This window comes from Corynebacterium marquesiae, from assembly GCF_030229635.1.
Lineage (GTDB): Bacteria > Actinomycetota > Actinomycetes > Mycobacteriales > Mycobacteriaceae > Corynebacterium > Corynebacterium marquesiae.
On the sequence record NZ_JASPII010000003.1, the window covers coordinates 23,420 to 45,337 of the forward strand.

Here is a 21,918-nt window from a genome sequence, read left to right on the forward strand (position 1 = left end):
GAGAATTCACAGGCACTCAGCAGGACTTATTCCCGCGCCAATTGCATAGGACTTTTTGCATAGTCTGCGAACCGACAGCGAGATGAGAGAGAAAAGAATTCGCGAGATTGTTGCACGCTATAACTCGCCCATGAAAACGAAGGACTCCCCCAGCACACCGTGGCGCACGTACGTGACACCAGATATGCAGGGGGAGTTGCAAGGTTGGCTGCTACTTCTCACCCAACAGAGCGTCGACGAAGCCTTCAACTTCGAATGGCGCGAGATCATCGGCGCCTTCGCCCAAGCCCACAAGCTTGACTGGAACACCCAATTCTTCTTGTACTTGGAAGACGATTCCGCCCTTAGCGGTGCCGTCCAGCTTGGTGAGAACCACACCGGTGATATCTACTACCTCGCGGAAGATTCGTGCCTGCGTAAGGCCATTCTGCCCCACCGTGGCATCCAATACCAGCAGGACCTCGTCCACATCGGTCTTCTTTTCTACCACGCGCTTGACCTTGCCTAACTGGTCCATCAGGTCCGTGGAGGTATGGAGCCGGCCTGCGGTGTCGACCAAGACCACATCTACTTGCTGTTCCACGCCGGTTGCTACCGCATCGAAGGCTACCGATGCTGGGTCAGCGCCTTCCTTGCCGCGCACGGTATCGGCGCCAACTCGGCGGCCCCACGTCTCAAGCTGATCAGCGGCCGCAGCTCGGAAAGTATCGGCCGCTCCCAAAAGGACCTTATGGCCCATGGCTACTAGCACGCGAGCAAGCTTGCCGGTGGTTGTGGTCTTGCCGGTGCCATTGACACCGACGACCATTACGATTGCTGGCTTGCCTTCATTCGGCATGGCCTTAATGGAGCGATCCATCTCTGGGTGGCCTGCTTCAATCAGGCATTCGCGCAGCATGGCACGGGCTTCATCCTCGCTGGAAACGCCGCGCTCTGCAATCTTCTCGCGCAGGGAGTCAGTCACCTTCATCGTGGACTTGGTGCCCAAATCCGCCATGATGAGCGTATCTTCGACTTCCTCCCAGGCTTCCTCATCCAAATCGCCTGCGGACAAAATTCCCATGAGCCCTTGGCCGATGGCATTTTGCGAGCGCGAAAGGCGCCCGCGCAAACGGCCAAGACGCCCACCGGCGGGTGCGATATCATCCTGCGGAGCTGGTGCTGGGGCAGGTTCGCCTGTTGGAACTTCGGTCTGTTCCTTGGCGGCTTCGGCTGCACCGGTTTGTGCCTCGGCAGCAGCTGCGGCTTCTTCGGCTTCCTCGCGGTCGTCCACCCGCTCCTCGATGTCTTCCGCGTCATTGTCTTCAACAACCTCATCGAAGACTGGGGACTCCTCTTCTACCTCGGCATTTTCCACGGAGACAACGTCTTCCGGCTCTTTTGCCTTTTCGGCAGCTGCCGGCTCTTCCGGCTTGGGTGCAGCTTCTGGCTGTCCAGCCGCTTCCGGGGCACGGTCCGCGTGCGATTCTTCGCTTTCCGACGCCCCAGCTGCCGCACCCGCTACGCCTGCCGCGCCAGCAGTCGTCGCCGCGGCCGCAGCGCCAGTTCCCTTGGACTGTGGTTTTTCTGTCTTATCAGCGAAAGATTCTGCCGCTTGCTTCTTCTCCTCCGCTGGCGCTTGGGCCTGGTCCTGCTTAGTAGGCTCTGCCGGCTTGTCGGTCTTCGCCGGCTTCCCCTGCTGAGGTGCCGGCTTGGTTTCTGATTTCTCTGCCACAGACTTGTCTGCCATAGGCTTGTCGGCCACGGGCTTGTTTGCCGCGGCATCAGTCGTGGGCTGAGCAGACTGTGGCTTATCAGCCTGCGGCTTAGTCTGTGCCTGTGGCTTAGCCTTAGCCTGTGCCTGCGGCTTTTCCTTAGACTGTGAGGTCTTGCCGCTGAGCTGCTCGTTGGCAATGTCTGTAGCATTCGGCTCTGTCTTCGCTGCCTGCTGCGCTGGAGCTGACTTGTCCGCCTGAACCGGGGCTTTCTGCGCTTCCTTAGCGCCGCCAGCAGGAGCAAAGTTAAAGCCGGACTTGGCTTGATAGTTGCCGGACTTTTGCTCCTGGGTCAGCTGCTTCGGTTCTTCCTCAGCAGGCTTATCAAAGGACACCTTCTTGGCGTCGCCGCGCTTTTTGCCGATTACTACGAAAAGAATAATCAGCACGATGACGACGATCGCAATGCCGATCCATAACCATAAAGAATTCATGCCTCTATAGTGCCAGTCTTCTCAGCTCGCGGCACGCCAAACCCCCTTCTATAGCGGAAGGATTTCTGCGGGAAGTCGACGAGCCCAGGCTACTTCCCCGCCTCGTCACCACGGGGAGCATCTACGCCCAAGCGAGTGGCATCCTCGCTGGCTTGCTCCGTTCCAGGGGCGCTGCCTGCGGGATTCATGCGCTGCGAAATCACGCGAGTAACACCATCGCCGCGCATGGTTACGCCATAAAGGACGTTGGCGACATCCATCGTCGGCTTTTGGTGCGTAATGACGATTAGCTGTGAATCTTTACGCAGCTCCTCAAAGAGGGCAATGAGGCGGCGCAGGTTGACGTCATCAAGCGCTGCCTCAACCTCGTCCATGACATAGAACGGGCTGGGGCGGGCGCGGAAGATAGCTACCAGCATCGCAAGCGCAGTAAGCGACTTCTCGCCACCAGATAGCAAGGACAGGCGCTTGACTTTCTTGCCCGGTGGGCGCGCTTCCACCTCGATGCCGGTGGTGAGCATGTCCTCCGGCTCGGTGAGGATAAGGCGCCCCTCGCCACCGGGGAAAAGGGTCTGGAAAACCTTAGGAAATTCTGCTTCGACGTCGTGCCACGCATCGGTAAACAGTTGCAAGATCTGCGCGTCTACATCTTCGATAACGCCCGCCAGATCCTTGCGGGCTTGGATGACATCCTCCAGCTGAGTGGAAAGGAAGGAATAGCGCTCCTCCAAAGCCTTATACTCTTCCAACGCGAGCGGGTTGACCTTGCCTAGGGAATTGAGGTCTTTTTCTGCTTGCTTCAAGCGCGCGTTTTCCGCCCCGCGGTCGAAATCTTCGCCTGGAGTGTAGTCCTGCAAGAGATCTGAAATCGCAATGCCCAGCTGTTCCACAATCTTGGCCTCTGCTTCGTCTACACGCACCTGCGCCTGGGAGCGAGCAATTTCGGAGTCATGGGCGCGGTTGGTCAGCCGGTCCAGCTGCTGCCGCGCGGCCGAGACGTGCTGCTTGACCTGCTGCAGCTGCGAGTTTAGGGAGGTGCGCTGTGCAAAGTAGTCATCGCGCTCAGAGGTCGCGCGCTCGAGGAGCTGCGTGGCGCGCGCGGCCAGATCGCGGGAATGCTTGGCTACCGCACCGGCCAATTCTCCCTGGGCCTTGCGCCGCGCCATTGCTTGCTCATGGCGGGCCTTGGCTTGGCGTTCATGCTGCGCTTGGCGACGCAACGCCTCTCCCTTCCCCGCTACCTGCCCCACGTGGTCTTGGGCAGAGCGGGCTGCAACCTGCGCCTCCATTTCCATGGACTTGACCTGCTCTAATGCTGCGGAGGCCTCATCGCGCTCCACCGAAGAGGGTTCGTCGGGTTGTTCGTCCGCATCGACGCGGGCGAGCCTATCGCGGGCGTCGGCAAGCTGCGTGCGGGCTTCGGTCAGCTTAACCTCGATCTCGGTCGCGCGCGCCGCGGCCTTCTCGTGCTCATTCTTATTGGCCTCGTATTGCTTGAGCAGGCGCTGGTGGTCGCGCTTCCACGCATCAACTTCAGTATCGTGCTCGCGCAAGGCGGCCTTTGCCGAGGCTGCAGTCACTCGGGCATCCTCCGCCGCGATCTTCGCGCCCTCAAGCGTGCCCGATAGTTCTTCCAGCTCCTGCGTGGCAGATTCCAACTGCTCCTCTGCCTCCGCGATGCGGGCGGAAACCTCGACGGTGGATGAAGCACCGGTGCCTACTTCTACCCAACCTTCACCCAGCACCACGCCGGATTCGGTGACCGCACGCAGGCGCGGGTCCTCGGCCACCAGCTTTTTCGCCTCCGCGACATCGGAGACGAGCACGACATCCGCAAGGAGGCGGTGCAGCGCGGCGGATACCTCTGGAACCACCGCAATGTGGTCGAGCAACCACGAGGTGCCTGCGGGCAAAGACGCATCCACGCGCCAGGAAGAGGAAGGGGCGGCCACGGAGACGTCGATAAGCGCAGAGCGCGTGCCCTTTTCCAAGTCCGCAATCAGCTGGGCAGAAATCTCGCCCGCCTGGGCCTCTGCAAAAGCACCCAACGCGGCGGCTACCGCGGTCTCGTACTTGGTGGTAATGAACTCGGCCAACGGTTGGAAATGCTCGCCTACCTCAATCTTTTCCGGCGCAGTTTGAGCCAAGGTATCGATGCGGGAGCGCAACGTGTAGACGGCGCGCTCGCGCTCGCGCTGCTCATCGCGTAGCTGCTCCAAACGCTTATCGGCCGCACCCGATTCACTGGCCGCTCGCACATGGGCTTCCTCGAGCGGCTCACGCTCACCGGCCAAAGACTGCAACTTATCCGCTACCTCATCGGCTTCCGCCTGGGCAGCTTGGGTGCGCTGCTTGGTAGAAGTCAAGGTCTCTTCTTGACGCGCCAGCTCCTCTTCTGCCGAAGTTACCTGGCCTGCCGCCTTTTCTTCTGCGGCGATGAGGCGGACGACGCCCTCACGCCTATCCGCAATAGCACGCAGCTGCGCCATGTGCTCGCGCTCAGCGGCCTCGAATGCCTCACGACGCTCTGCTACCTCCTCGCGGATAGCCTCCAAGCGCTCCGCAGCTTCCTCTGCCGCGGCGAGAAGCTCCGCATGTTCTTCGTCCGCGTGGGCAGCACGGGCCTCTAGGTCATCCGGGTCCTGGCCAGAATAGGCCACCTGGGCGCCGGCATTGGCCGCTCGTTCCTCCGCGATGCGCTGGGTGGCGGAAATGCGCTCGGAAAGCGTGGATAGGTCGAACCACAGCTTTTGGGCGGAATCCGCCTTGGGGTTAATCTCCTCCAGCTGGGCTTCCACTTCTAGCTGGGAACCCGTTGCCTCTTCTAGCTGCGCAGTAACTTCTTCTACTTGCTCGGCTAGGACCTCGGCCGCGCGCTCGGCCTCCTGAAACTTGCTGCGCAGGCGCACTACCCTATCGCCGGCAAGCCGCAGGCGAGCGTCGCGCAAATCAGCCTGTACAGTGGCAGCGCGCTGCGCGGCCTCAGCCTGACGGGCCAAAGGCTTGAGCTGCTTGCCCAACTCATCAGTAAGGTCCTGCAGGCGATCCAAATTGGCCTGCATGCCGGTGAGCTTGCGCTGCGCTTTTTCCTTGCGGCGGCGATGCTTGAGCACACCCGCGGCTTCTTCGATATACGAGCGCCGATCCTCAGGCCGCGATTCTAGGATCTCAGAAAGCTTGCCTTGGCCGACGATAATATGCATCTCGCGGCCAATACCGGAATCAGATAACAGCTCCTGAATATCCATCAGGCGCGCTTTGGAGCCATTGATTTCGTATTCGCTGGCGCCATCGCGGAACATCCGGCGGGTGACCGACACTTCCGAGTATTCGATTGGCAGCGCACCGTCCGCATTATCAATGGTGAGGGTGACCTCGGCGCGCCCCAGCGCTTTGCGGTCACCAGCGCCGGCAAAGATGACGTCCTGCATCTTTCCACCGCGTAGCGTCTTGGCGCTTCCCTCACCCATAACCCAGGCCAGGGCGTCGACCACATTGGACTTGCCGGAGCCATTCGGTCCGACGACGGCGCAAATTCCTGGCTCGAATTTCAGAGACGTCGCCGACGCGAATGATTTGAAGCCTTTCAGCGTCAGCGATTTCAGGTGCATTTGGGTAAGTTTAGCAAGCCTTGAACGCAGCCGCCCAGCCGAGCCTCGAGATTCGGCTGGGCGGGCTTGTGCTGCGAGTTAGCGTTCGCTGAAGCCAGATTCGCCCTTAGGGGCAGCCCATTGTTCGACGACCAGATCCACCGTTCCCGGGCGGCGGGTCGTACTCGGCTGCTCTTTGAGGAGTCCCAGCAATTCCTCGCATTTCTCCCGCGGACCTTCAGCTACCACCTGCACCCGGCCATCAGCCAGATTAGTGGCATGCCCATTCAAGCCGAGTTCAAGGGCACGGGAGCGCGTCCACCACCGAAAGCCCACGCCTTGAACGTGCCCATGGACAAAAGCGGTCATTCTTTCCAGTGCCATGCGGCCTCCCTAATTTCTAATAGCGGTCGTGGTGTCCCTTATCACGCAACACGCGGCGATCCTCCTCGCTGCGGCGAGTGACAGGATCCGATCCGTCCCAGCACTCTACGCCTTTCAGCTCCGGCATCATATCGCGGTGGAATACCGGGTCAATGCCTTGGCTGCGCTGCTTGTTGTAATTCTTGAGCAACTTAATCGCCACACCGGATAGTGGCACGATGGCGATGATATTGAGAATCACCATGGTTGCCGCACCGGTATCTGCCAAGGCAAAGACCAGCGGCAGAGAGCCCACTGCGCCGAACCAGACAAAGAAGAGCACAACGAGGCGGAAGATTACCAGCGCAGGCTTGCTCTGGGTGAGGTACTCCAGGTTAGATTCCGCCAAATAGTAATTACCCAGGATGGAGGAGAAAGCCAGGAAGAAAAGGATGAAGCTGACGAAGTGGATACCCCACTCGCCCACCTCAGAAGACAAAGCCGCCTGAGTCAAGGAGACGCCTTCTGCTTCAGCGCCGTAGGCAATCTCCGGCCCCAGCAAGATGACGAAGGCGGTGATGGTACACACCACCAAGGTGTCGAAGTACACACCAAGGGTTTGCACCAGGCCCTGCTTGACAGGGTGCGAGACTGCCGCGGTAGCCGCTGCATTCGGAGCAGAGCCCTCGCCAGCTTCGTTGGAAAACAGTCCGCGCTGAATACCCTTCATCATGGCCGCACCGAGACCGGCGCCTGCGATTTCCTTAATGCCCAGTGCGTGACCGACAATATCTCCAATCATTCCCGGCACCTTGTCAAAGTTCGTGATGACTACAAAGCCGCCGACAAGCAGGTAGGCCACCGCCATAAAAGGCACGATGATCTGGGTGATATTGGCAATGCGGTTAACACCGCCAAAGATGATGAGGCCTGCAACCACGGCGATAACAACACCGATGATGGAGCGGAACATGGTGTCATCGCGGTCAAAGGAGAAGGACACCGCATCCGCGATGGCGTTGGTCTGGAAGGCGTTGTAGACCAAACCAAAGGTAAAGGCGATAGCGATGGAGAAAAGAACGCCAAGCGGGCCCCAGCCCAAACCGCGCTTCATGTAGTAGGCTGGGCCGCCACGGTAACCATCACCATCGCGCACCTTCCACAGCTGCGCCAGCGTGGATTCGATGAATGCAGTTGCACCACCAAGGATGGCGATGAGCCACATCCAAAAGACAGCACCTGGACCGCCCACGGAAATGGCCACGGCCACGCCGGCCACGTTACCGGTGCCGACGCGGGAGGCGGCCGAAATAGTAAAGGCCTTGAAAGCAGAGATGCCGCCGTAGTCCTCGTCCTCATCGCGACCTTCCCCCTTGGGCCGCTCGACGACGGCGCGGAACATATCTGGCACCATGCGCACCTGCACCAAAGCGGTACGGATGCCGAAGAATAGGCCCGCAGCGATGAGCAGCCAGGGCAGAATCCACGACCAGACGCCGTCATTAAATGTCGTTACGACATTTTCAAGAAAATCCATGCAGAATAATTTACTGCCTTGAGGTTCACAACGTGAACCTCATGCGCCATAACTTATTGACAATGGGGGCAGAAATGGGTGGAACGCCCTGAAATTACGCAGCGCTCCAAGGGCGTTCCGCAACGCTGACAGGGCTGGCCAGTCCGCCCATACGCGGCCAAGGACCGCGAGAAGTATCCCGATTCGCCGTTCACGTTGACGTACAAGGAATCGAAGCTCGTGCCACCCACTTTTAGGGCGGCGGCCATAACCTCTTGGGCCGATTCGAGCAGGGTTACGGCATCCTTTTGCCGCAACGTCGATGCTTTTTTGCGGGGCGGAATCTGTGCTGCCCACAGGGATTCATCGGCATAGATATTGCCGATTCCAGAAGCCAAGGTTTGATCCAACAGTGCGGTCTTTACTGCAGTTTTCTTTGCCCGCAGGCGCCGTGCGGTAGCCACAATGTCAAAGTCTGGTTCCAACGGGTCAATGCCGATGTGCGAGATCTTCGCCCACGGTGCATAGAGCCAATAGCCAAAGGTGCGCTGGTCTACAAAGCTAAGCTCTACCCCACCGCTTAGCTGAGCACTAATGCGCAGATGCGGCGAATCGGTCGTGCCGATTCGAACCTGGCCCGACATGCCTAAGTGGACAAAAAGGACGTCGCGGTGGGGATCCATGAAATCTTCGCCCACAAATTCCAGCCACATAAACTTGCCTCGCCGGGCCACAGCGGCGATCTCTTTACCGACAAGAAGACCGGAAAGTGGCTCATCTTGGCCACGGTTGGCACGCGGGTGAAGGACGTGCACAGACTCAAAAGTCCGCCCCACCAGGTGGGGCTCAAGACCCCGGCGTACGGACTCGACTTCCGGCAGTTCCGGCATGCTTAGCCTTCTTTATGCGCAGTGCCCTGCACCAAGAGAGGAGTCTCACGCAAAGTCTGGCACGCCTCCTGAGCCGCTTGCTGCTCGGCCAGCTTCTTATTGTGTCCCACTCCATTGCCCACGGTTAGACCAGCTACGGTAGCTACCGCGTTAAAGGTTTGGTCATGTTCTGGGCCGGTGGAGGTAGCCGAGTAGACCGGCATCGGTGCCTTAAGCTCGGCGCACAGCTCCTGCAAAGTGGTCTTCCAATCCAAGTGGCGGCCGCTGACAGTGGCATTTTCGATTTTTTCCGCAAACAAGCGCAGGATGACATCTCGCGCAGTTTCGAATCCATGCTCGCGGTAGATAGCGCCAAAGATTGCCTCGGTGGTATCGGCAAGGATGGAATCCTTATCGCGGCCACCAGTGGATTGCTCGCCTTTACCCAACAATATGTGCGGGCCGAGGTTTATCTCACGAGCAATATCCGATAGCCCGTAGCGCGAGACGATCGAAGCACGCATCTTGGAAATATCCGATTCCGGACGGGAGGGATAGGTGATGTAGAGCTGAGAGGCCACCGACAGGCCCAGCACCGCATCGCCCAAAAACTCCAAGCGCTCGTTATTAGGCAAATGCCCATTCTCATTGGCAAACGACCGGTGAGTAAGCGCCAAACGCAGGTGTTCTGGTTGCAATTCCACGCCGAGCGATTCCAACAATGGACTGTGGTCTACTGCAGCAAATTCAGCTGCCAGTGCTTCTTCCCCGGTTAGCTTCTTTTTGCGGCTCATAGGAACTTCTCCAAACCAGCCCAGCGGGGATCGACCTTGTCTTCCTCTTTTTCACCAGAGATACCGGTGGTCACCCCTTCAGGCGTGTCAATCTCACAGTCGTCCTCACACACCGGCGCGAAGGGAAGGTTAAGACCTGCCTCATCGATCACGGCCTGCAAAAGGTCCAGCTCATCATCCTCGATCTTCGGAATCTCATCTCCGGAGCCCTCATCATCGGCTGCAGGATCATCGCCAGAGACGAAAGATTCATCGACGGCAAAGACCTGCGTGACGTGCAAGTCCAGCTCTGGGTGCAGTTCCTTCAAGCACCGGGAGCATTCCCCTGTCAGCCGTCCAGATACGTTGGCATCCACCAAGACACCTGCACCTAGAGGGGTCAAGGTGGCGTCTACAGTGAGCTCCTCGCCCTTCGGAATAGCGATCATCTCGACGCCGATCCTCTCAGGTGCGGGGCCGGTCTGGGTGCGTTGCTCCGGCAGTGCGTCAGCGCCTTGGGCGTTCAACAATTCGCCCACATCGAACTTCAACGGTGATGTCATAACACTAGGTAGTCTACCTTGCCCCGCAAACTCCGCCTAGCGGCCAGCACAGGCAAACTTTCTGTCAAGAGTCTGTCGTTTAAAGTAAAAGGGCCTATACCTTTCCGGAATAGCCTTTTCCCAAGCAAAAGCCGTCCTTAGGGTGGAGGCATGACCTACCACTTGGCGCTAGCCTCCACGGATCCGCAAAGCATCGCGCTCGGATTCGCCGTTTTTAGCTGCCTTCCTGCCGCGGTATTAACCATTGCCGGCACGCTCGTGCACGCCACTCCACAGCCGGACCGTTCAGGAATCTATGGCGCTAGTGGGATTCGCCTTTTTACTGCACTCATCTGCAGCATCGTTGCCGGTTTGATAGCTGGCACCATCCTGGTATTGCCCACTGGCATGGACCTTTCGGTGCTTACCGGCGCACTCATCTTTTCCCTAAGCGCAGGCGCCATTACCTGGTTCTCACGAGAAACCATTCCTACCGCACTTATTTCTGTAGGCACCATGCTAGTTGCCACAGGTGCGTTAGTGAGTATGTGCGCCGTGTGCTTTCCGCAAAACTTTAGGGATAGTTCTTTGACGTCACTGTCTTCCTATTTCTTTACCGCACTCGTTGCATTCCTTTTCCCCGGCTTAGTGACCACAATCATTGCAGCATGTATGGCCGTCCAATCCGCCGCGCCTGCGCATCTCACCTCGAGGGAAGAAGGCAGCGCCACGTCCACACACACGCCATTAACAGCTGCTCCCCATGCAGCAAATACGGCAGTGCCCACCACACTGCCGCGCTCCCGCACAACCTCCTGAACTGCCCGCGCTGGTAGGAAAACATTAAGGCTCTGGTGGGTGGGCAGACGGTGTACGACAAACCGTCTGCCCACCCACCAGAGCCTTTAGCCGTGCCTGATATAAGGGACCAAACCATCCCTCACCCCTCAAGCTCCAGAGCCCAGTGCCATCCAGGAAATGAAGCTTAAAGGCAGAAAGAATTTAAAGGTTTAGCGCTCGTTATAGCGACGCTCGTATGCCTCGCCTTCTGCGTAACGGGGGCCTCCCGCAACGCCACCGGCACGACCCGAGGGCTGGTAGTCGCCGCCGCGGGAACGGACGCCGGCACCGCCGCGCAGTGCAGAGCGGTCAGAGCTTACGGTGCGCAGCAGCCCATTGAGGGTGGTTTCAAATTCACTTAGCTTGCCGTCTACAAACTCATCACATTCACTGCGCAGACGGTTGGACTCGGTATGGGCGGACTCCACAATGCGGTGTGCTTCCTCATCAGCGCGGCGGACAACTTCGGATTCCGAAACCATGCGCTCTTGCTCAGCACGACCTTCTGCAACGGAACGTTCATATTCATCATTGGCCTGAGCAATGGTGCGGTCAGCCTCCGCGCGGGCCTGTTCCACCATGGACTGAGCGCGAGCTTCAGCATCAGCCACTAGCTTGGCGGCATGCTGTTCTGCGTGGGAGACCGTGGCATCCGCCTCCTCGCGAGCATGGCCCACGATATCGTCGGCCTGCGCATTAGCGTCATTGATGGTCTGGTCCGCACGCTCTTCGGCGCCGTGGAGGATTTCATCCTGCTTATCCAAGACATCCTGCGCGTCATCAATTTCAACGGGCAGGGCGTTTCGGAGGTCGTCGAGAAGCGCGAGCATTTCATGGCGCGGAACCATGCAATTAGAGGTCATGGGGAGGCTATGGGCCTCTTCCAAGTGCTGGACTAGTTCATCTAGGGACTCAAAGACACGGTACATGCTGCGAATTTTACATGCCCTCACGTGCCAGACGTGGAGGCCACGCACCGAGTGTATACTGCAGATTTCACTTCCAGAGCCGATCATCTCCAACTATCGGCCCGCGCACGGAATTAATGGCGCTTCTAAAAAGCCACAAGCTCCCCTTCTCCACTACACAAAGGCAGCGCAGAAGGGGAGCTTAAAAGTAAAAGCGAGCTACTAAATGACGCCCTGTGCCAGCATGGCGTCCGCTACCTTCTTGAAGCCAGCAATATTTGCACCGGCAACGTAATCGCCTTCACGGTCATATTCTTTAGCCGTGCTATCGATGTTTTTAAAGATATTAGACATGATCGAATGGAGGCGATCATCGGTGTATTCAAAGGACCAGGAGTCACGGGATGCGTTTTGCTGCATTTCTAGCGCAGAGGTAGCAACGCCACCAGCGTTGGCGGCCTTGCCCGGCGCGAAGTTGATCTTAGATTCTTGGAAGACATGAACCGCCTCTGGGGTAGACGGCATATTGGCGCCTTCGGCTACGTAGCGCACGCCGCCGTCGACGAGCTTCTTTGCGGATTCACCATCAAGCTCATTTTGCGTTGCGCACGGCAAAGCCACGTCTGCCTGTACTTCCCAGATATTTCCACCCTGGTGGAATTCCACGCCGTTTCCAGCTTCTTCGGCATAGGTGGAAATGCGTTCACGGCGGTTTTCCTTCACGTCCTTGAGCAGTTCAATGTCCATGCCATTAGGGGTATTGATGTAGCCGGAGGAATCTGACATGGCCACTACGGTGGCTCCGAGCTCTTGGGCCTTAGCGGCAGCGTAGATGGCCACATTGCCAGAACCGGAGACGATAACCTTGGCGCCGTCGAAAGACTCGCCGTGCGTCTTCATCATCTCATTGGTGAGGTAGACCGTGCCAAAGCCCGTGGCCTCAGTACGAACCAGGGAACCACCCCAGGTCAATCCCTTGCCGGTGAGGACGCCAGATTCGTGCTGCGTGGTCAGGCGGCGGTACTGACCAAAGAGGAACCCGACCTCGCGGCCGCCGACGCCGATGTCACCGGCTGGCACGTCGCGGTATTCGCCAATGTGGCGGTGCAGCTCCGTCATAAAGGACTGACAAAAGCGCATGACCTCTACCTCGGACTTGCCCTTGGGATCAAAGTCAGAACCGCCCTTGCCGCCGCCGATGGGCAGGCCGGTCAGGGAGTTTTTGAAGATCTGCTCAAAACCGAGGAACTTGATGATGCCCAGGTTGACCGAGGGATGGAATCGGAGGCCTCCCTTGTAGGGGCCGAGCGCGGAGTTGAACTGAACACGGAAGCCGCGGTTGACCTGGATTTCGCCATTATCGTCGATCCACGGCACACGGAAGATGAGCTGGCGTTCAGGCTCGCACAGGCGCTCCACCAAGCCGTAGTCCGCGTATTGCGGGTCTTTTTCCAGGACAATTTTCAGCGAATCCAGGACCTCAGAAACCGCTTGGTGGAATTCTGGTTCTCCCGCATTGCGCTTGAGCAATTTGTCGTAGTACTCAGAGATTTGGCTATCTACTGACATGGTGTGCATTCCATTCTGTGGACTTGTAAGAACAGATACCAGTTTCCTATCACACTACCGATAATGCAAGCAGGTTCGAGGGTTTAGGGAGATACACAACACCTTTTACCAGCCACAATAAAGATAGATATTTTCTGTAGACCGTTCGAAACTTAAGCCGCGCAGTGCCCCATTGCACACGGGCTTTATAATTGCGGGCATGCATATTGTCGTCGCCCCAGACTCGTTTAAAGGCACCGCCTCCGCGCCCGAGGCCGCAGCCAGCATTGCTATGGGAGTGTGCCAGGTGCTTCCCGACGCCACAGTGACCACCCTACCCATGGCCGATGGCGGCGAGGGCTCCGCTGCCGTCCTTGCGCAGGCAGCAGCGGCCGGCGGACAATCCGCCGAGACCATTACCCTGCCCACTACCGACGCCATTGGCCGCTTGACTCAGGCAAGCTATGTTCTCGCCGGAACCACTGCGTTCATTGACGTCGCCTCTGCCACCGGGCTGCCAGCCGTGCAGGACAGCCTTGATCCGCTCCACGCCGATTCCTATGGCACCGGCGTGCTGATCGCGGACGCAGAAACACGAGGCGCTACCTCGATCGTGCTGGGACTAGGCGGCACCGCCAGCATTGACGCCGGGATGGGCGTCCTCACCGCACTCGGCGCCGCCGCGCACGACGCCCGCGGCTATGCCCTGCCCAAGGGCGGCGCTCCTCTCGTTCAGCTGGACCACATCGATACCGCGCAGCTCAATATCAAGGCCGGCATGCTCGACTTCACACTGCTGGCAGATACCCGCGCTACCCCAGTGCAGGCGGCAACCATGTACGGCCCCCAAAAGGGAGCTGAAGGCGAACAAGTAGCGCTGCTGGCCGGCGCCATGCTCCAAGCCTGCGAGGTTACCGGCACCGATGCAGATTCTGCCTATTATGGCGCCGCGGGTGGCCTTCCCATTGGCCTGTCCTGGCTCTCGCGCACCCTCTGGGGCTCAGACGAACACGTGCGCGTCCTGTCCGGCGGCACGCACGTAGCCGCAGCACTGGGCCTTCCGGAAAAGATCGCCGCTGCCGATCTCGTCATTACTGGCGAGGGCCGCTTTGATGAACAGTCTCTGACCGGCAAGGCAGTCGGTACCATCACGGATCTCGCCCGACAAACCGGAACTCCCGTGGGCATTATCGCCGGCTCCTTCGAGCACGACACCGACGCCTACTGCGCTCCCCTTAGCCAAGAAGGCTCGTTGGCCCAGCAGCTAGCGGCGGCCGCCGGGGACATCGTTAAGCAGCTCTAAGGCCGAATGGACAGTGACCACGGGAAGATAGCGGGCCGTTCATGTGCCAGCTCGTCTTCAAGCAATACGTGGTCCTTGGGCAGCACTGCGTGCGGGGTGAGAAGGCGCGAGAGCACCATGCCCAGCTGGTTGACCGAGCCACTCACGCCCGCCACCGCAATGTCGTAGCGGTGCACGCTCGCGTCCTCAAGGTCGCGGTCCTCATGCTCGTCGCGATAATTTTGCCGCAGCTGCTCCTCCAACCCCTCTGGAAACTGTGGTGCCTCTGGGCGGGTAACGTCAGCTGAGCAAAGCGAACCACTCTCCACCAGCTTGTCCGTGGCGGTGGTAAAGATTTCCGCGACGCGCTCTGCTTGCGCGTTGGGAACCAAAACATCAAATTGAATAACCGGCATAGCGCCAACCCTACCCAATCCCTAAGGTGTGAAACCATGTCTGATTCTGCCCGCATCGCCCAGCTTGTCACTTCTCAAGAAGCTGATCTGGGGTGGCAGCAGGACTTTTACGAAGACCTGCACCGCCACCCCGAGCTTTCGCATGAAGAGGAGCGCACCGCCGCTCGCATCCGCGCCAAGCTCGCCGATTTTGACTGCGAAGTAGTAGAACACATCGGCGGCTTTGGTATGGTCGCTATTTTCCGCAACGGCGATGGGCCCACTGCTTTGCTGCGCGCAGACTTCGATGGGTTGCCTGTCGAGGAAGCCACCGGCGTGTCCTATTCCGCCACTAATGGAAAGATGCACGCCTGCGGGCACGATATGCACACCACGGCGCTGCTGGGTGCCTGCGCGCTTCTCGACGCCTCTCGGAGCTCCTGGTCCGGGACCTTCCTCGCCCTTTTCCAACCGGCCGAAGAATCCTCCGTGGGGGCTAAGGACATGTTGGCCGATAACCTCATCGAGCGTGTGCCTCGTCCCGATATTTGCCTAGGACAACACATCATGCCCGGCCGCGCCGGTACTGTGCGCCACACCGCAGGCCCCATCATGGCCGGCTGCGATTCCTTGCGCATTCGCGTCTTTGGAAAATCAGCCCACGCCTCCATGCCCCATAACTCCATCGACCCCACCTATATCGCGGCCATGATCGTCACCCGCCTCCAAGCTATCGTGGGCCGCGAAGTTGCCCCACACGAGTTTTTTGTCATCTCTGTAGGCGAGCTACACTCCGGCGATAAAAACAACATCATTCCCGAATCCGCCGAGCTCGTACTCAATACGCGCTATTACGATCCCGCACTCGCGGAAAAGATCTATGCCTCCCTCGAGCGCATGGTCAAGGCCGAGTGTGTGGCGTCCGGAAGCGAGCAAGACCCGACCTTTGAGTACTACGCTCACGGCGAGGTCACCGATAACGACGCTACGGCCCACGCACCAGTGGCCGAGGTTTTCGATGCAGCCTTCGGCTCCGATTCGGTCATCGCCTCCCCTTCTACCGCCTCTGAGGACTTTTGCTATCTACCACAGGCATGGGGCGTACCTTATGTCTTTTGGCACATCGGCTGCACCCCGGAAAATGAGTTAGAGGATCCACCTGTCAACCACCAGGCGACCTTCCTTCCGGACTATGCCCCGACTGTCTATGCCTCCACCCGGGCAGCATATGGTGCGGCATTGGCCTACTTGGCTAAGTCCTAGGTACCCGACGCGCCTTTCCCTATTCCCCCTGCGAGGCTGCGCCAATCCTATTAAGCTGGCAAGCGTTTCGTGACTTCCCACTAACTTAAGGTTTCACATGAACCAGCCACGGCACTCTGTTTTCGAATCCACCGTTCCCTCCCATGTTCGTGCGGCCTCCGGTGTGAGCCCGCACAGCGCTTCCTACCGCAAGTTCTGGTCGGGCCTATCCGGCGCCGTCATGGAGCAGATTGCCGATAATTGGGAGCGCACCCGTTCGGCTTACGCTGCCACCCGCCAGCAGCACTACTTCTCTGCGGAGTTCCTGCAGGGCCGCGCGCTGCTCAATAACCTCACCAACCTGGGCTTGGTCGACGATGCCAAGGCAGCGGCCACCGCTGCCGATCACGAGCTGAGCGATGTCCTCGACGCCGAGCACGATGCCGCGCTCGGCAACGGTGGCCTCGGCCGCCTTGCCGCCTGCTTCCTCGATTCCGCTGTCACCCAGGACTACCCCGTCACCGGTTATGGCCTGCTCTACCGTTACGGCCTTTTCCGCCAGTCCTTTGAGAATGGCTTCCAGAAGGAACAGCCTGATGCATGGATGGAAAACGGCTATGACTTCATCATCCGCCGCGCCTCCGAGCAACGCCATGTCCACTTCGATGACATGGACGTGCGCGCCATTCCCTATGACATGCCTATCACCGGCTATGGAACCGATAACGTAGGCACGCTACGCCTGTGGAAGTCCGAACCCATCGCTGAATTCGATTACGACGCCTTCAACTCCCAGCGTTTTACGGAGGCCATTGTCGATCGCGAGCGCGTCATGGATATCTGCCGCGTGCTCTACCCCAACGACACCACCTACGAGGGCAAGGTACTGCGCGTTCGCCAACAATACTTCTTTGTCTCCGCATCCCTGCAGACCATGGTGGATAACTACATTGCCCAGCACGGCGAGGACCTCATCGATTTTGCGCAGTACAACTCCATCCAGCTCAATGACACTCACCCAGTGCTCGCCATCCCAGAGCTCTTGCGCATATTGCTCGATGACCATGGTCTGAGCTGGGATGCGGCGTGGAAGATCGTCACCGAGACCTTCGCCTACACCAACCACACCGTGCTCGCGGAGGCACTGGAGAGCTGGGAAGTGTCCATCTTCCAAAAGCTGTTCTGGCGCATCTGGCAGTTGGTGGAAGAAATCGATCGCCGCTTCCGCGAAGATATGGCCCATCGCGGCCTGGATCAGGGTCGCATTGACTACATGGCGCCGGTGTCCAACGGACAGGTTCACATGGCCTGGATCGCCTGCTACGCCGCCTACTCCATCAACGGTGTCGCCGCCCTGCATACCGAAATCATCAAGGCCGATACGCTGTCCGAATGGCATGAGCTCTGGCCAGAAAAATTCAACAATAAGACCAATGGCGTCACCCCGCGCCGCTGGCTGAAGATGTGCAACCCCCGCCTGGCAGAACTGCTCACCCAGCAGGCTGGTTCCGATGCGTGGGTTACTGACCTCACCCAGCTGGCCAGACTCGCCGATAAGGCCGACGATGCTGACCTACTACGAGAACTGATCGCCATCAAGCAGGCCAATAAGCGCGACTTTGCGCAGTGGGTAAACGTCCACCAAGGCGCTGAAATCGACCCTGATTCCATCTTTGACGTGCAGATTAAGCGCCTGCACGAGTACAAGCGCCAGCTGATGAACGCCCTCTACGTCCTTGACCTCTACTTCCGCATCAAGGACGAGGGCGAAACTGTGCCGAAGCGTACTTTCATCTTTGGTGCCAAGGCCGCACCGGGCTACGACCGCGCTAAGGCGATTATTAAGCTCATCAACACCATCGCAGACCTGGTCAATAACGACCCGGCCACCAAGGACATCATCCGCGTCGTCTTCGTAGCGAATTACAACGTCTCTCCCGCCGAGCACATCATCCCAGCCGCTGATATCTCCGAGCAGATTTCTGTGGCTGGCAAGGAAGCCTCCGGCACGTCCAATATGAAGTTCATGATGAATGGTGCCCTGACCTTGGGCACCATGGATGGAGCAAACGTAGAAATCGTCGAGGCGGTTGGCGAGGACAACGCTTATATCTTCGGCGCCCGCAATGAGGAGTTGCCGCAGCTGCGCGCAGAGTACAACCCGGGCGAGCTTTACCAGAGCGTGCCAGGCTTGGCCCGCGTACTGGATGCGCTTGTCGACGGCACCCTGGGCGCAGACAATGCCGGTATCTTCGGCGATCTGCGCGCCTCGCTTCTCGACGGCTTCGGGGAGCACGCTCAAGACCAGTACTACGTCCTAGGTGACTTCGCCGACTACCGCGAGACCCGCGACCGCATGGCTGCCGAATACGAGGCAGACCAACTTGCCTGGGCCAAGAAGGCGTGGCTCAATATTTGCTACTCTGGCCGCTTTTCTTCCGACCGGACCATCGCGGACTATGCCAACGAGGTCTGGAAGATCCAACCAACTCCGATTTCCCAGAGCTAAGAAAAGTCCTGCCCCTCCGCTTCTGCAGCTGAGGGCAGGACTTTAACGTGGCGTTAGGCCTACTTCCGTTTGTTTAGCGCAGGCCGACGCGCTTTAGCTGCTCATAGATGGGCTTTAGGTCAATATTGAGCACACCCATCTGCGTGGCTAGGAAACCGAGTCCGCCAACGACAGCGCCCAAGATTCCTAGGCCTGTAGCTAGACCTGCGGCAAAGCCCTTGCTGCTGCCCTTCTTTCCTGCATCATCCGCCGGATTAGTAGTACTTCCCGGCTGCTCTGGCTCGTCGGCAGAGCCGGCGTCACCATTCCACCACTCATCAAAGACCAAGTTGGCCACCAAGGTGTTATCGATGAAATCGCCGCGCACCGAATCCGTACCGGAGGTATTAGCCATGATGTCCTCAGAGCCTGCACCCTTGAAGAAGAATGGCACCAATTGGTTGGTGTGCTGCCCGGAGTACCAACCGTGCCGAGCGACCTTGCCCTTTTCGTCTTCCATGGCGTTAAAGCGGTCTTCCGCATCAGGGTTGTCGTCCGTCGCTGCCTCATTCGCACCGGATAGATAACCGGTTTCGTGATCCGCGGTCACGACGAGCAAAGTGTCCTCCCACGAGGAGTTCTCCTCTACCTACTTGATGGCAGCATCAACCGACTTATTAAAGTCCTGAGTCTCCTCGATATCGCGCACTGGGTTATTTCCGTGGCCGGCCCAGTCGATGGCACCGCCCTCAATCATGATGGAAAAGCCATCCTCGTCCTGTCCCAGCGCATTGAGGGCGCCAGTCGTCATGGTGGGGAGATCGACGACGTCGTTAAGCGGGTCAGAGTACGGAGCCTTTGCCTCGCCCGAGCGGGAGTTCTGCAACGTGAAACCTACCTGCGCGATACCCCAATACTTCTGCTACGGCTTGACGTCACCTTGCGCCATCTTCTTGAAGTCATCGTTGGACTCGAAGTAATTCCAGTCGGTCTCGCCTCCGGAAAGCTTGGCGTAGTCGTCCTCGTACATGAAGCTATAGTCAGGAGTATCGACCTTCTGGTGGTCATTATCGTAGAACGGGTGGCCAGCGGCCATGACCAAGTCGAGGGCGCTGCCGAGCATCTCACGGCTAATGTCCTGCAGCTTATCGCGGTCCTTGTTGTGCGCGGCCCACGCCGCCGGAGTGGCTTCGGAATAGAGAGTGTCTGATGGTTTGTGTGTGGGTACCTAACCTGCATGAGGAGATGGACCAGAATGACTACTGTGGCGAGACGAGATCCGGCTGATAAGGCCAAGATTGATGCGATTGAAAAGAAGCTTCTTGCTAACCCTGAAATCGCGAAGCTGATTGATGACCTAGGCACGTCTACAACGGATGCCAACGACCTGGTTCGCGGCATGTTGCAAGCCTCGATTACCAGGGGACTCAACGCTGAAATGGATGCCCACCTGGGCTACGAGTCTGGCGACAGGAGCGCTAAAGCTGCAGCTAGAACAGACAATCACCGCAACGGATCGTATCCAAAGACCGTGGATTCTAACTACGGGCCAGTCACCGTTGATGTGCCAAGAGATCGGGCTGGCACATTCTTGCCGACTATGATCCCTAAAGGTTCTAGGCGCTTGACTGATGTCGATGACATGATCGTCAGCTTGTAGGCCGGTGGGAGGACAATTAGGGACATCCAGCATCATATGGCAGCTGCGATGCGGGTTGATATTTCCCATGAGACGATTTCCGCAGTCACCGATGCCGTCCTCGATGAGGTCATGGTCTGGCAAAACCGCCAGCTAGACGAGTTCTACCCAGTTATTTTCCTGGACGCGCTGCGCATTAAAGTCCGCGATGGCGGCCTAGTGGTCAATAAGTCCGCGTACATGGCAATCGGTGTGGATCTGGACGGTATCAAACACATTTTGGGATTGTGGATGGCCAAAGAAGAAGGCGCTTCATTTTGGGCGCAGGTATGCGCCAATCTTTCTAACCGTGGGGTTAAAGACGTCTTTATCGTTTGCTGTAACGGGTTCAAAGGCTTGCCGGAAGAAGTAAAGGCAACCTGGCCGAACTCTATGGTGCAAACCTGTATCGTGCACCTGATTCGTGCCGCTAACCGATGGGTAGCTAACGGGGATCGTCGGGGCGTATCGGCCGCGTTGAAAAAGATTTACACCGCCACGGACGAGTCCACAGCTAAGGCTGCCTTAGACGAATTTGAAGCCTCTGAATTGGCAGAAAAGTATCCACGCTCAGTCAAAGTCTGGCGAGATGCATGGGCGCGTTTCGTACCGTTTCTCCAGTTCCCACCAGCAGCCAGCAAGGTCATTTACACGAAGAATTCGATTGAATCATTCAACAATGAACTGCGGAAAGCTACCCGCAACAGGGTGCAGTTCACTAACAATGAATCAGCGCTCAAGACGCTATGGTTGATGATCTGCAATATCGAAGACAGACGAGCTGCCAAGAGAGCGAAGCAGGGCAAACGGGTCTCAGCGACAACCGGCAGACTCATGGAAGGGACCCGAGTTTCCGGCTGGAAACAAGCCATTAACCAAATGACCGTGGCCTACCCCGACAGCTTCGACAAATACCTATAAACCTAGCCCCACACACAAACAACTTGACACCCTCCGAACAAGCAAGCATTGATAGATGCAGGTCTGCACTACATTTTGTCGGTGAAACCCCACCGTGCCTGAGGTGATTGAAACCTGGCGGCGGGAAATCCCTGGTGAAGCCTACGCCCACGGCCAGATCTGGACACAAGCCTCGGCAAGCGATGGGCGCAAACACCCAACCCCGAATACGATGACCCACTTCCAGTACTCCTATGATCGGGCCAGACGCAGCCTGCGCGGAATCAAAGAGCAAGTCGCAAAAGCCAAACGCGCTGTTGACGGCGAAATCGCCATTAAGCGCAACCGCTATTTCTATCTTTCCACCCCGAACAAGAAGGTCAACTACGCTCTTGCTGCCAAACACCGAACCCTAGCCGGAATTAAAGGCTATGAAACCGACCTGACCGCTCTTCCCGCCCAGGAGGTTATCGGGCATTACCGCAGGCTATTCCACATTGAAAATGTCGTATCGGATGTCGAAATCAGACCTGAAAGCACGCCCAATCTATGCGAGGAACAAAACTCGATCACAGCACATCCCAATATTGTGATGGCAGCACTAGCCGTGACCCACCTGATGGAGACCCGCAGTGGTCAATCCCTCAAACGCCTCGTGAGAACACTCAAGAAATACCGCAGCTTTCAACTCGTCGTTGGAGGCGAAACCATCCACGCCGCCGTACCATTCCCGCCCGACCTCACCGCCACCATCCAAGTAATCACCGGCCGCGAACTTCCGCACAAAATTGGCCTA

The 21,918-nt window shown here is 58.2% G+C and carries 17 protein-coding genes and 2 pseudogenes; 6 read left to right on the forward strand and 13 right to left on the reverse strand.

The annotated features are described in order from the left end of the window. Nucleotides 1-211 precede the first annotated feature (211 nt). The 7 genes from ftsY to QP971_RS02780 form a co-directional block, all read right to left on the reverse strand. Nucleotides 212-2,188 (reverse strand): signal recognition particle-docking protein FtsY, encoded by a 1,977-nt coding sequence (gene ftsY, locus QP971_RS02750; protein WP_284810816.1) that lies wholly within the window; start codon nt 2,186-2,188, stop codon nt 212-214. 89 nt (nt 2,189-2,277) lie between these two features. Beyond that, nucleotides 2,278-5,799: a chromosome segregation protein SMC gene (gene smc, locus QP971_RS02755; protein ID WP_284786884.1), complete on the reverse strand. Its 3,522-nt coding sequence runs from the start codon at nt 5,797-5,799 to the stop codon at nt 2,278-2,280. Between the two features lie 78 nt (nt 5,800-5,877). Continuing rightward, a complete protein-coding gene (locus QP971_RS02760) occupies nt 5,878-6,162 on the reverse strand; it encodes an acylphosphatase (protein WP_269953112.1) in 285 nt (94 codons plus the stop codon). 16 nt (nt 6,163-6,178) lie between these two features. Beyond that, entirely contained in the window at nt 6,179-7,678 is a 1,500-nt protein-coding gene (locus tag QP971_RS02765; RefSeq protein WP_284810817.1) for an alanine/glycine:cation symporter family protein, read from the reverse strand. A gap of 53 nt (nt 7,679-7,731) precedes the next feature. Next, on the reverse strand, nt 7,732-8,547 hold the full coding sequence (gene mutM, locus QP971_RS02770) for a bifunctional DNA-formamidopyrimidine glycosylase/DNA-(apurinic or apyrimidinic site) lyase (protein ID WP_284810818.1): 816 nt from the start codon (nt 8,545-8,547) through the stop codon (nt 7,732-7,734). 2 nt (nt 8,548-8,549) lie between these two features. Continuing rightward, nucleotides 8,550-9,320 (reverse strand): ribonuclease III, encoded by a 771-nt coding sequence (gene rnc, locus QP971_RS02775; RefSeq protein ID WP_049378305.1) that lies wholly within the window; start codon nt 9,318-9,320, stop codon nt 8,550-8,552. Continuing rightward, the gene (locus QP971_RS02780) at nt 9,317-9,862 is read right to left on the reverse strand and encodes a YceD family protein (protein WP_284810819.1); all 546 of its coding nucleotides are present in this window, start codon (nt 9,860-9,862) and stop codon (nt 9,317-9,319) included. Before QP971_RS02780 ends, rnc begins: the two co-directional genes overlap by 4 nt. Before the next feature lie 150 nt (nt 9,863-10,012). Here QP971_RS02780 and QP971_RS02785 point away from each other — a divergent pair, with 150 nt between their 5' ends. After that, complete coding sequence (locus tag QP971_RS02785; protein ID WP_284810820.1) at nt 10,013-10,660, forward strand: hypothetical protein; 648 nt, start codon at nt 10,013-10,015, stop codon at nt 10,658-10,660. A 191-nt stretch (nt 10,661-10,851) separates the two neighbouring features. Here the strand turns inward: QP971_RS02785 and QP971_RS02790 are convergent, their stop codons facing one another. After that, entirely contained in the window at nt 10,852-11,610 is a 759-nt protein-coding gene (locus tag QP971_RS02790) for a DivIVA domain-containing protein (RefSeq protein WP_049378308.1), read from the reverse strand. A 201-nt stretch (nt 11,611-11,811) separates the two neighbouring features. Then, the gene (gene gdhA, locus QP971_RS02795; RefSeq protein WP_284810821.1) at nt 11,812-13,158 is read right to left on the reverse strand and encodes an NADP-specific glutamate dehydrogenase; all 1,347 of its coding nucleotides are present in this window, start codon (nt 13,156-13,158) and stop codon (nt 11,812-11,814) included. A gap of 199 nt (nt 13,159-13,357) precedes the next feature. Between gdhA and QP971_RS02800 the strand changes: the two genes are divergently transcribed. Continuing rightward, the gene (locus QP971_RS02800) at nt 13,358-14,440 is read left to right on the forward strand and encodes a glycerate kinase family protein (RefSeq protein ID WP_284810822.1); all 1,083 of its coding nucleotides are present in this window, start codon (nt 13,358-13,360) and stop codon (nt 14,438-14,440) included. Here QP971_RS02800 and QP971_RS02805 read toward each other — a convergent pair. Further along, entirely contained in the window at nt 14,437-14,835 is a 399-nt protein-coding gene (locus tag QP971_RS02805; RefSeq protein WP_239283049.1) for a hypothetical protein, read from the reverse strand. The two genes, QP971_RS02800 and QP971_RS02805, sit on opposite strands and share 4 nt — an antisense overlap. Before the next feature lie 36 nt (nt 14,836-14,871). Between QP971_RS02805 and QP971_RS02810 the strand changes: the two genes are divergently transcribed. Both QP971_RS02810 and QP971_RS02815 read left to right on the forward strand, forming a co-directional pair. After that, a complete protein-coding gene (locus QP971_RS02810; RefSeq protein ID WP_284810823.1) occupies nt 14,872-16,077 on the forward strand; it encodes an amidohydrolase in 1,206 nt (401 codons plus the stop codon). Between the two features lie 97 nt (nt 16,078-16,174). After that, nucleotides 16,175-18,565, forward strand: coding sequence for a glycogen/starch/alpha-glucan phosphorylase (locus tag QP971_RS02815; RefSeq protein WP_284810824.1), 2,391 nt, complete (start codon nt 16,175-16,177; stop codon nt 18,563-18,565). Nucleotides 18,566-18,638: 73 nt separating this feature from the next. Here the strand turns inward: QP971_RS02815 and QP971_RS02820 are convergent, their stop codons facing one another. From QP971_RS02820 to QP971_RS02830, 3 genes are read right to left on the reverse strand one after another with little or no spacing between them, the layout of a single operon-like run. Beyond that, on the reverse strand, nt 18,639-19,154 hold the full coding sequence (locus tag QP971_RS02820) for a hypothetical protein (protein ID WP_284810825.1): 516 nt from the start codon (nt 19,152-19,154) through the stop codon (nt 18,639-18,641). Nucleotides 19,155-19,193: 39 nt separating this feature from the next. Beyond that, nucleotides 19,194-19,430, reverse strand: coding sequence for an alkaline phosphatase (locus tag QP971_RS02825; protein WP_239661089.1), 237 nt, complete (start codon nt 19,428-19,430; stop codon nt 19,194-19,196). A 36-nt stretch (nt 19,431-19,466) separates the two neighbouring features. Continuing rightward, nucleotides 19,467-19,667 (reverse strand): hypothetical protein, encoded by a 201-nt coding sequence (locus QP971_RS02830; RefSeq protein WP_239234729.1) that lies wholly within the window; start codon nt 19,665-19,667, stop codon nt 19,467-19,469. A 132-nt stretch (nt 19,668-19,799) separates the two neighbouring features. Here QP971_RS02830 and QP971_RS02835 point away from each other — a divergent pair. Next, a pseudogene (locus QP971_RS02835) lies at nt 19,800-21,143 on the forward strand (IS256 family transposase). 36 nt (nt 21,144-21,179) lie between these two features. Further along, nucleotides 21,180-21,906 (forward strand): annotated as a pseudogene (locus QP971_RS11370) (IS1634 family transposase); the annotation flags it as partial. Between the last annotated feature and the right edge of the window lie 12 nt (nt 21,907-21,918).

Bases quoted from the DNA above. Each gene is read 5' to 3' on its own strand.
- ftsY (WP_284810816.1), bottom strand. From the start codon at position 2,188: ATGAATTCTTTATGGTTATGGATCGGCATTGCGATCGTCGTCATCGTG.
- smc (WP_284786884.1), bottom strand. From the start codon at position 5,799: ATGCACCTGAAATCGCTGACGCTGAAAGGCTTCAAATCATTCGCGTCG.
- rnc (WP_049378305.1), bottom strand. From the start codon at position 9,320: ATGAGCCGCAAAAAGAAGCTAACCGGGGAAGAAGCACTGGCAGCTGAA.
- QP971_RS02830 (WP_239234729.1), bottom strand. From the start codon at position 19,667: ATGCTCGGCAGCGCCCTCGACTTGGTCATGGCCGCTGGCCACCCGTTC.
- QP971_RS02815 (WP_284810824.1), top strand. From the start codon at position 16,175: ATGAACCAGCCACGGCACTCTGTTTTCGAATCCACCGTTCCCTCCCAT.
- QP971_RS02780 (WP_284810819.1), bottom strand. From the start codon at position 9,862: ATGACATCACCGTTGAAGTTCGATGTGGGCGAATTGTTGAACGCCCAA.
- QP971_RS02760 (WP_269953112.1), bottom strand. From the start codon at position 6,162: ATGGCACTGGAAAGAATGACCGCTTTTGTCCATGGGCACGTTCAAGGC.
- mutM (WP_284810818.1), bottom strand. From the start codon at position 8,547: ATGCCGGAACTGCCGGAAGTCGAGTCCGTACGCCGGGGTCTTGAGCCC.
- QP971_RS02810 (WP_284810823.1), top strand. From the start codon at position 14,872: ATGTCTGATTCTGCCCGCATCGCCCAGCTTGTCACTTCTCAAGAAGCT.
- gdhA (WP_284810821.1), bottom strand. From the start codon at position 13,158: ATGTCAGTAGATAGCCAAATCTCTGAGTACTACGACAAATTGCTCAAG.
- QP971_RS02785 (WP_284810820.1), top strand. From the start codon at position 10,013: ATGACCTACCACTTGGCGCTAGCCTCCACGGATCCGCAAAGCATCGCG.
- QP971_RS02805 (WP_239283049.1), bottom strand. From the start codon at position 14,835: ATGCCGGTTATTCAATTTGATGTTTTGGTTCCCAACGCGCAAGCAGAG.
- QP971_RS02790 (WP_049378308.1), bottom strand. From the start codon at position 11,610: ATGTACCGTGTCTTTGAGTCCCTAGATGAACTAGTCCAGCACTTGGAA.
- QP971_RS02800 (WP_284810822.1), top strand. From the start codon at position 13,358: ATGCATATTGTCGTCGCCCCAGACTCGTTTAAAGGCACCGCCTCCGCG.
- QP971_RS02765 (WP_284810817.1), bottom strand. From the start codon at position 7,678: ATGGATTTTCTTGAAAATGTCGTAACGACATTTAATGACGGCGTCTGG.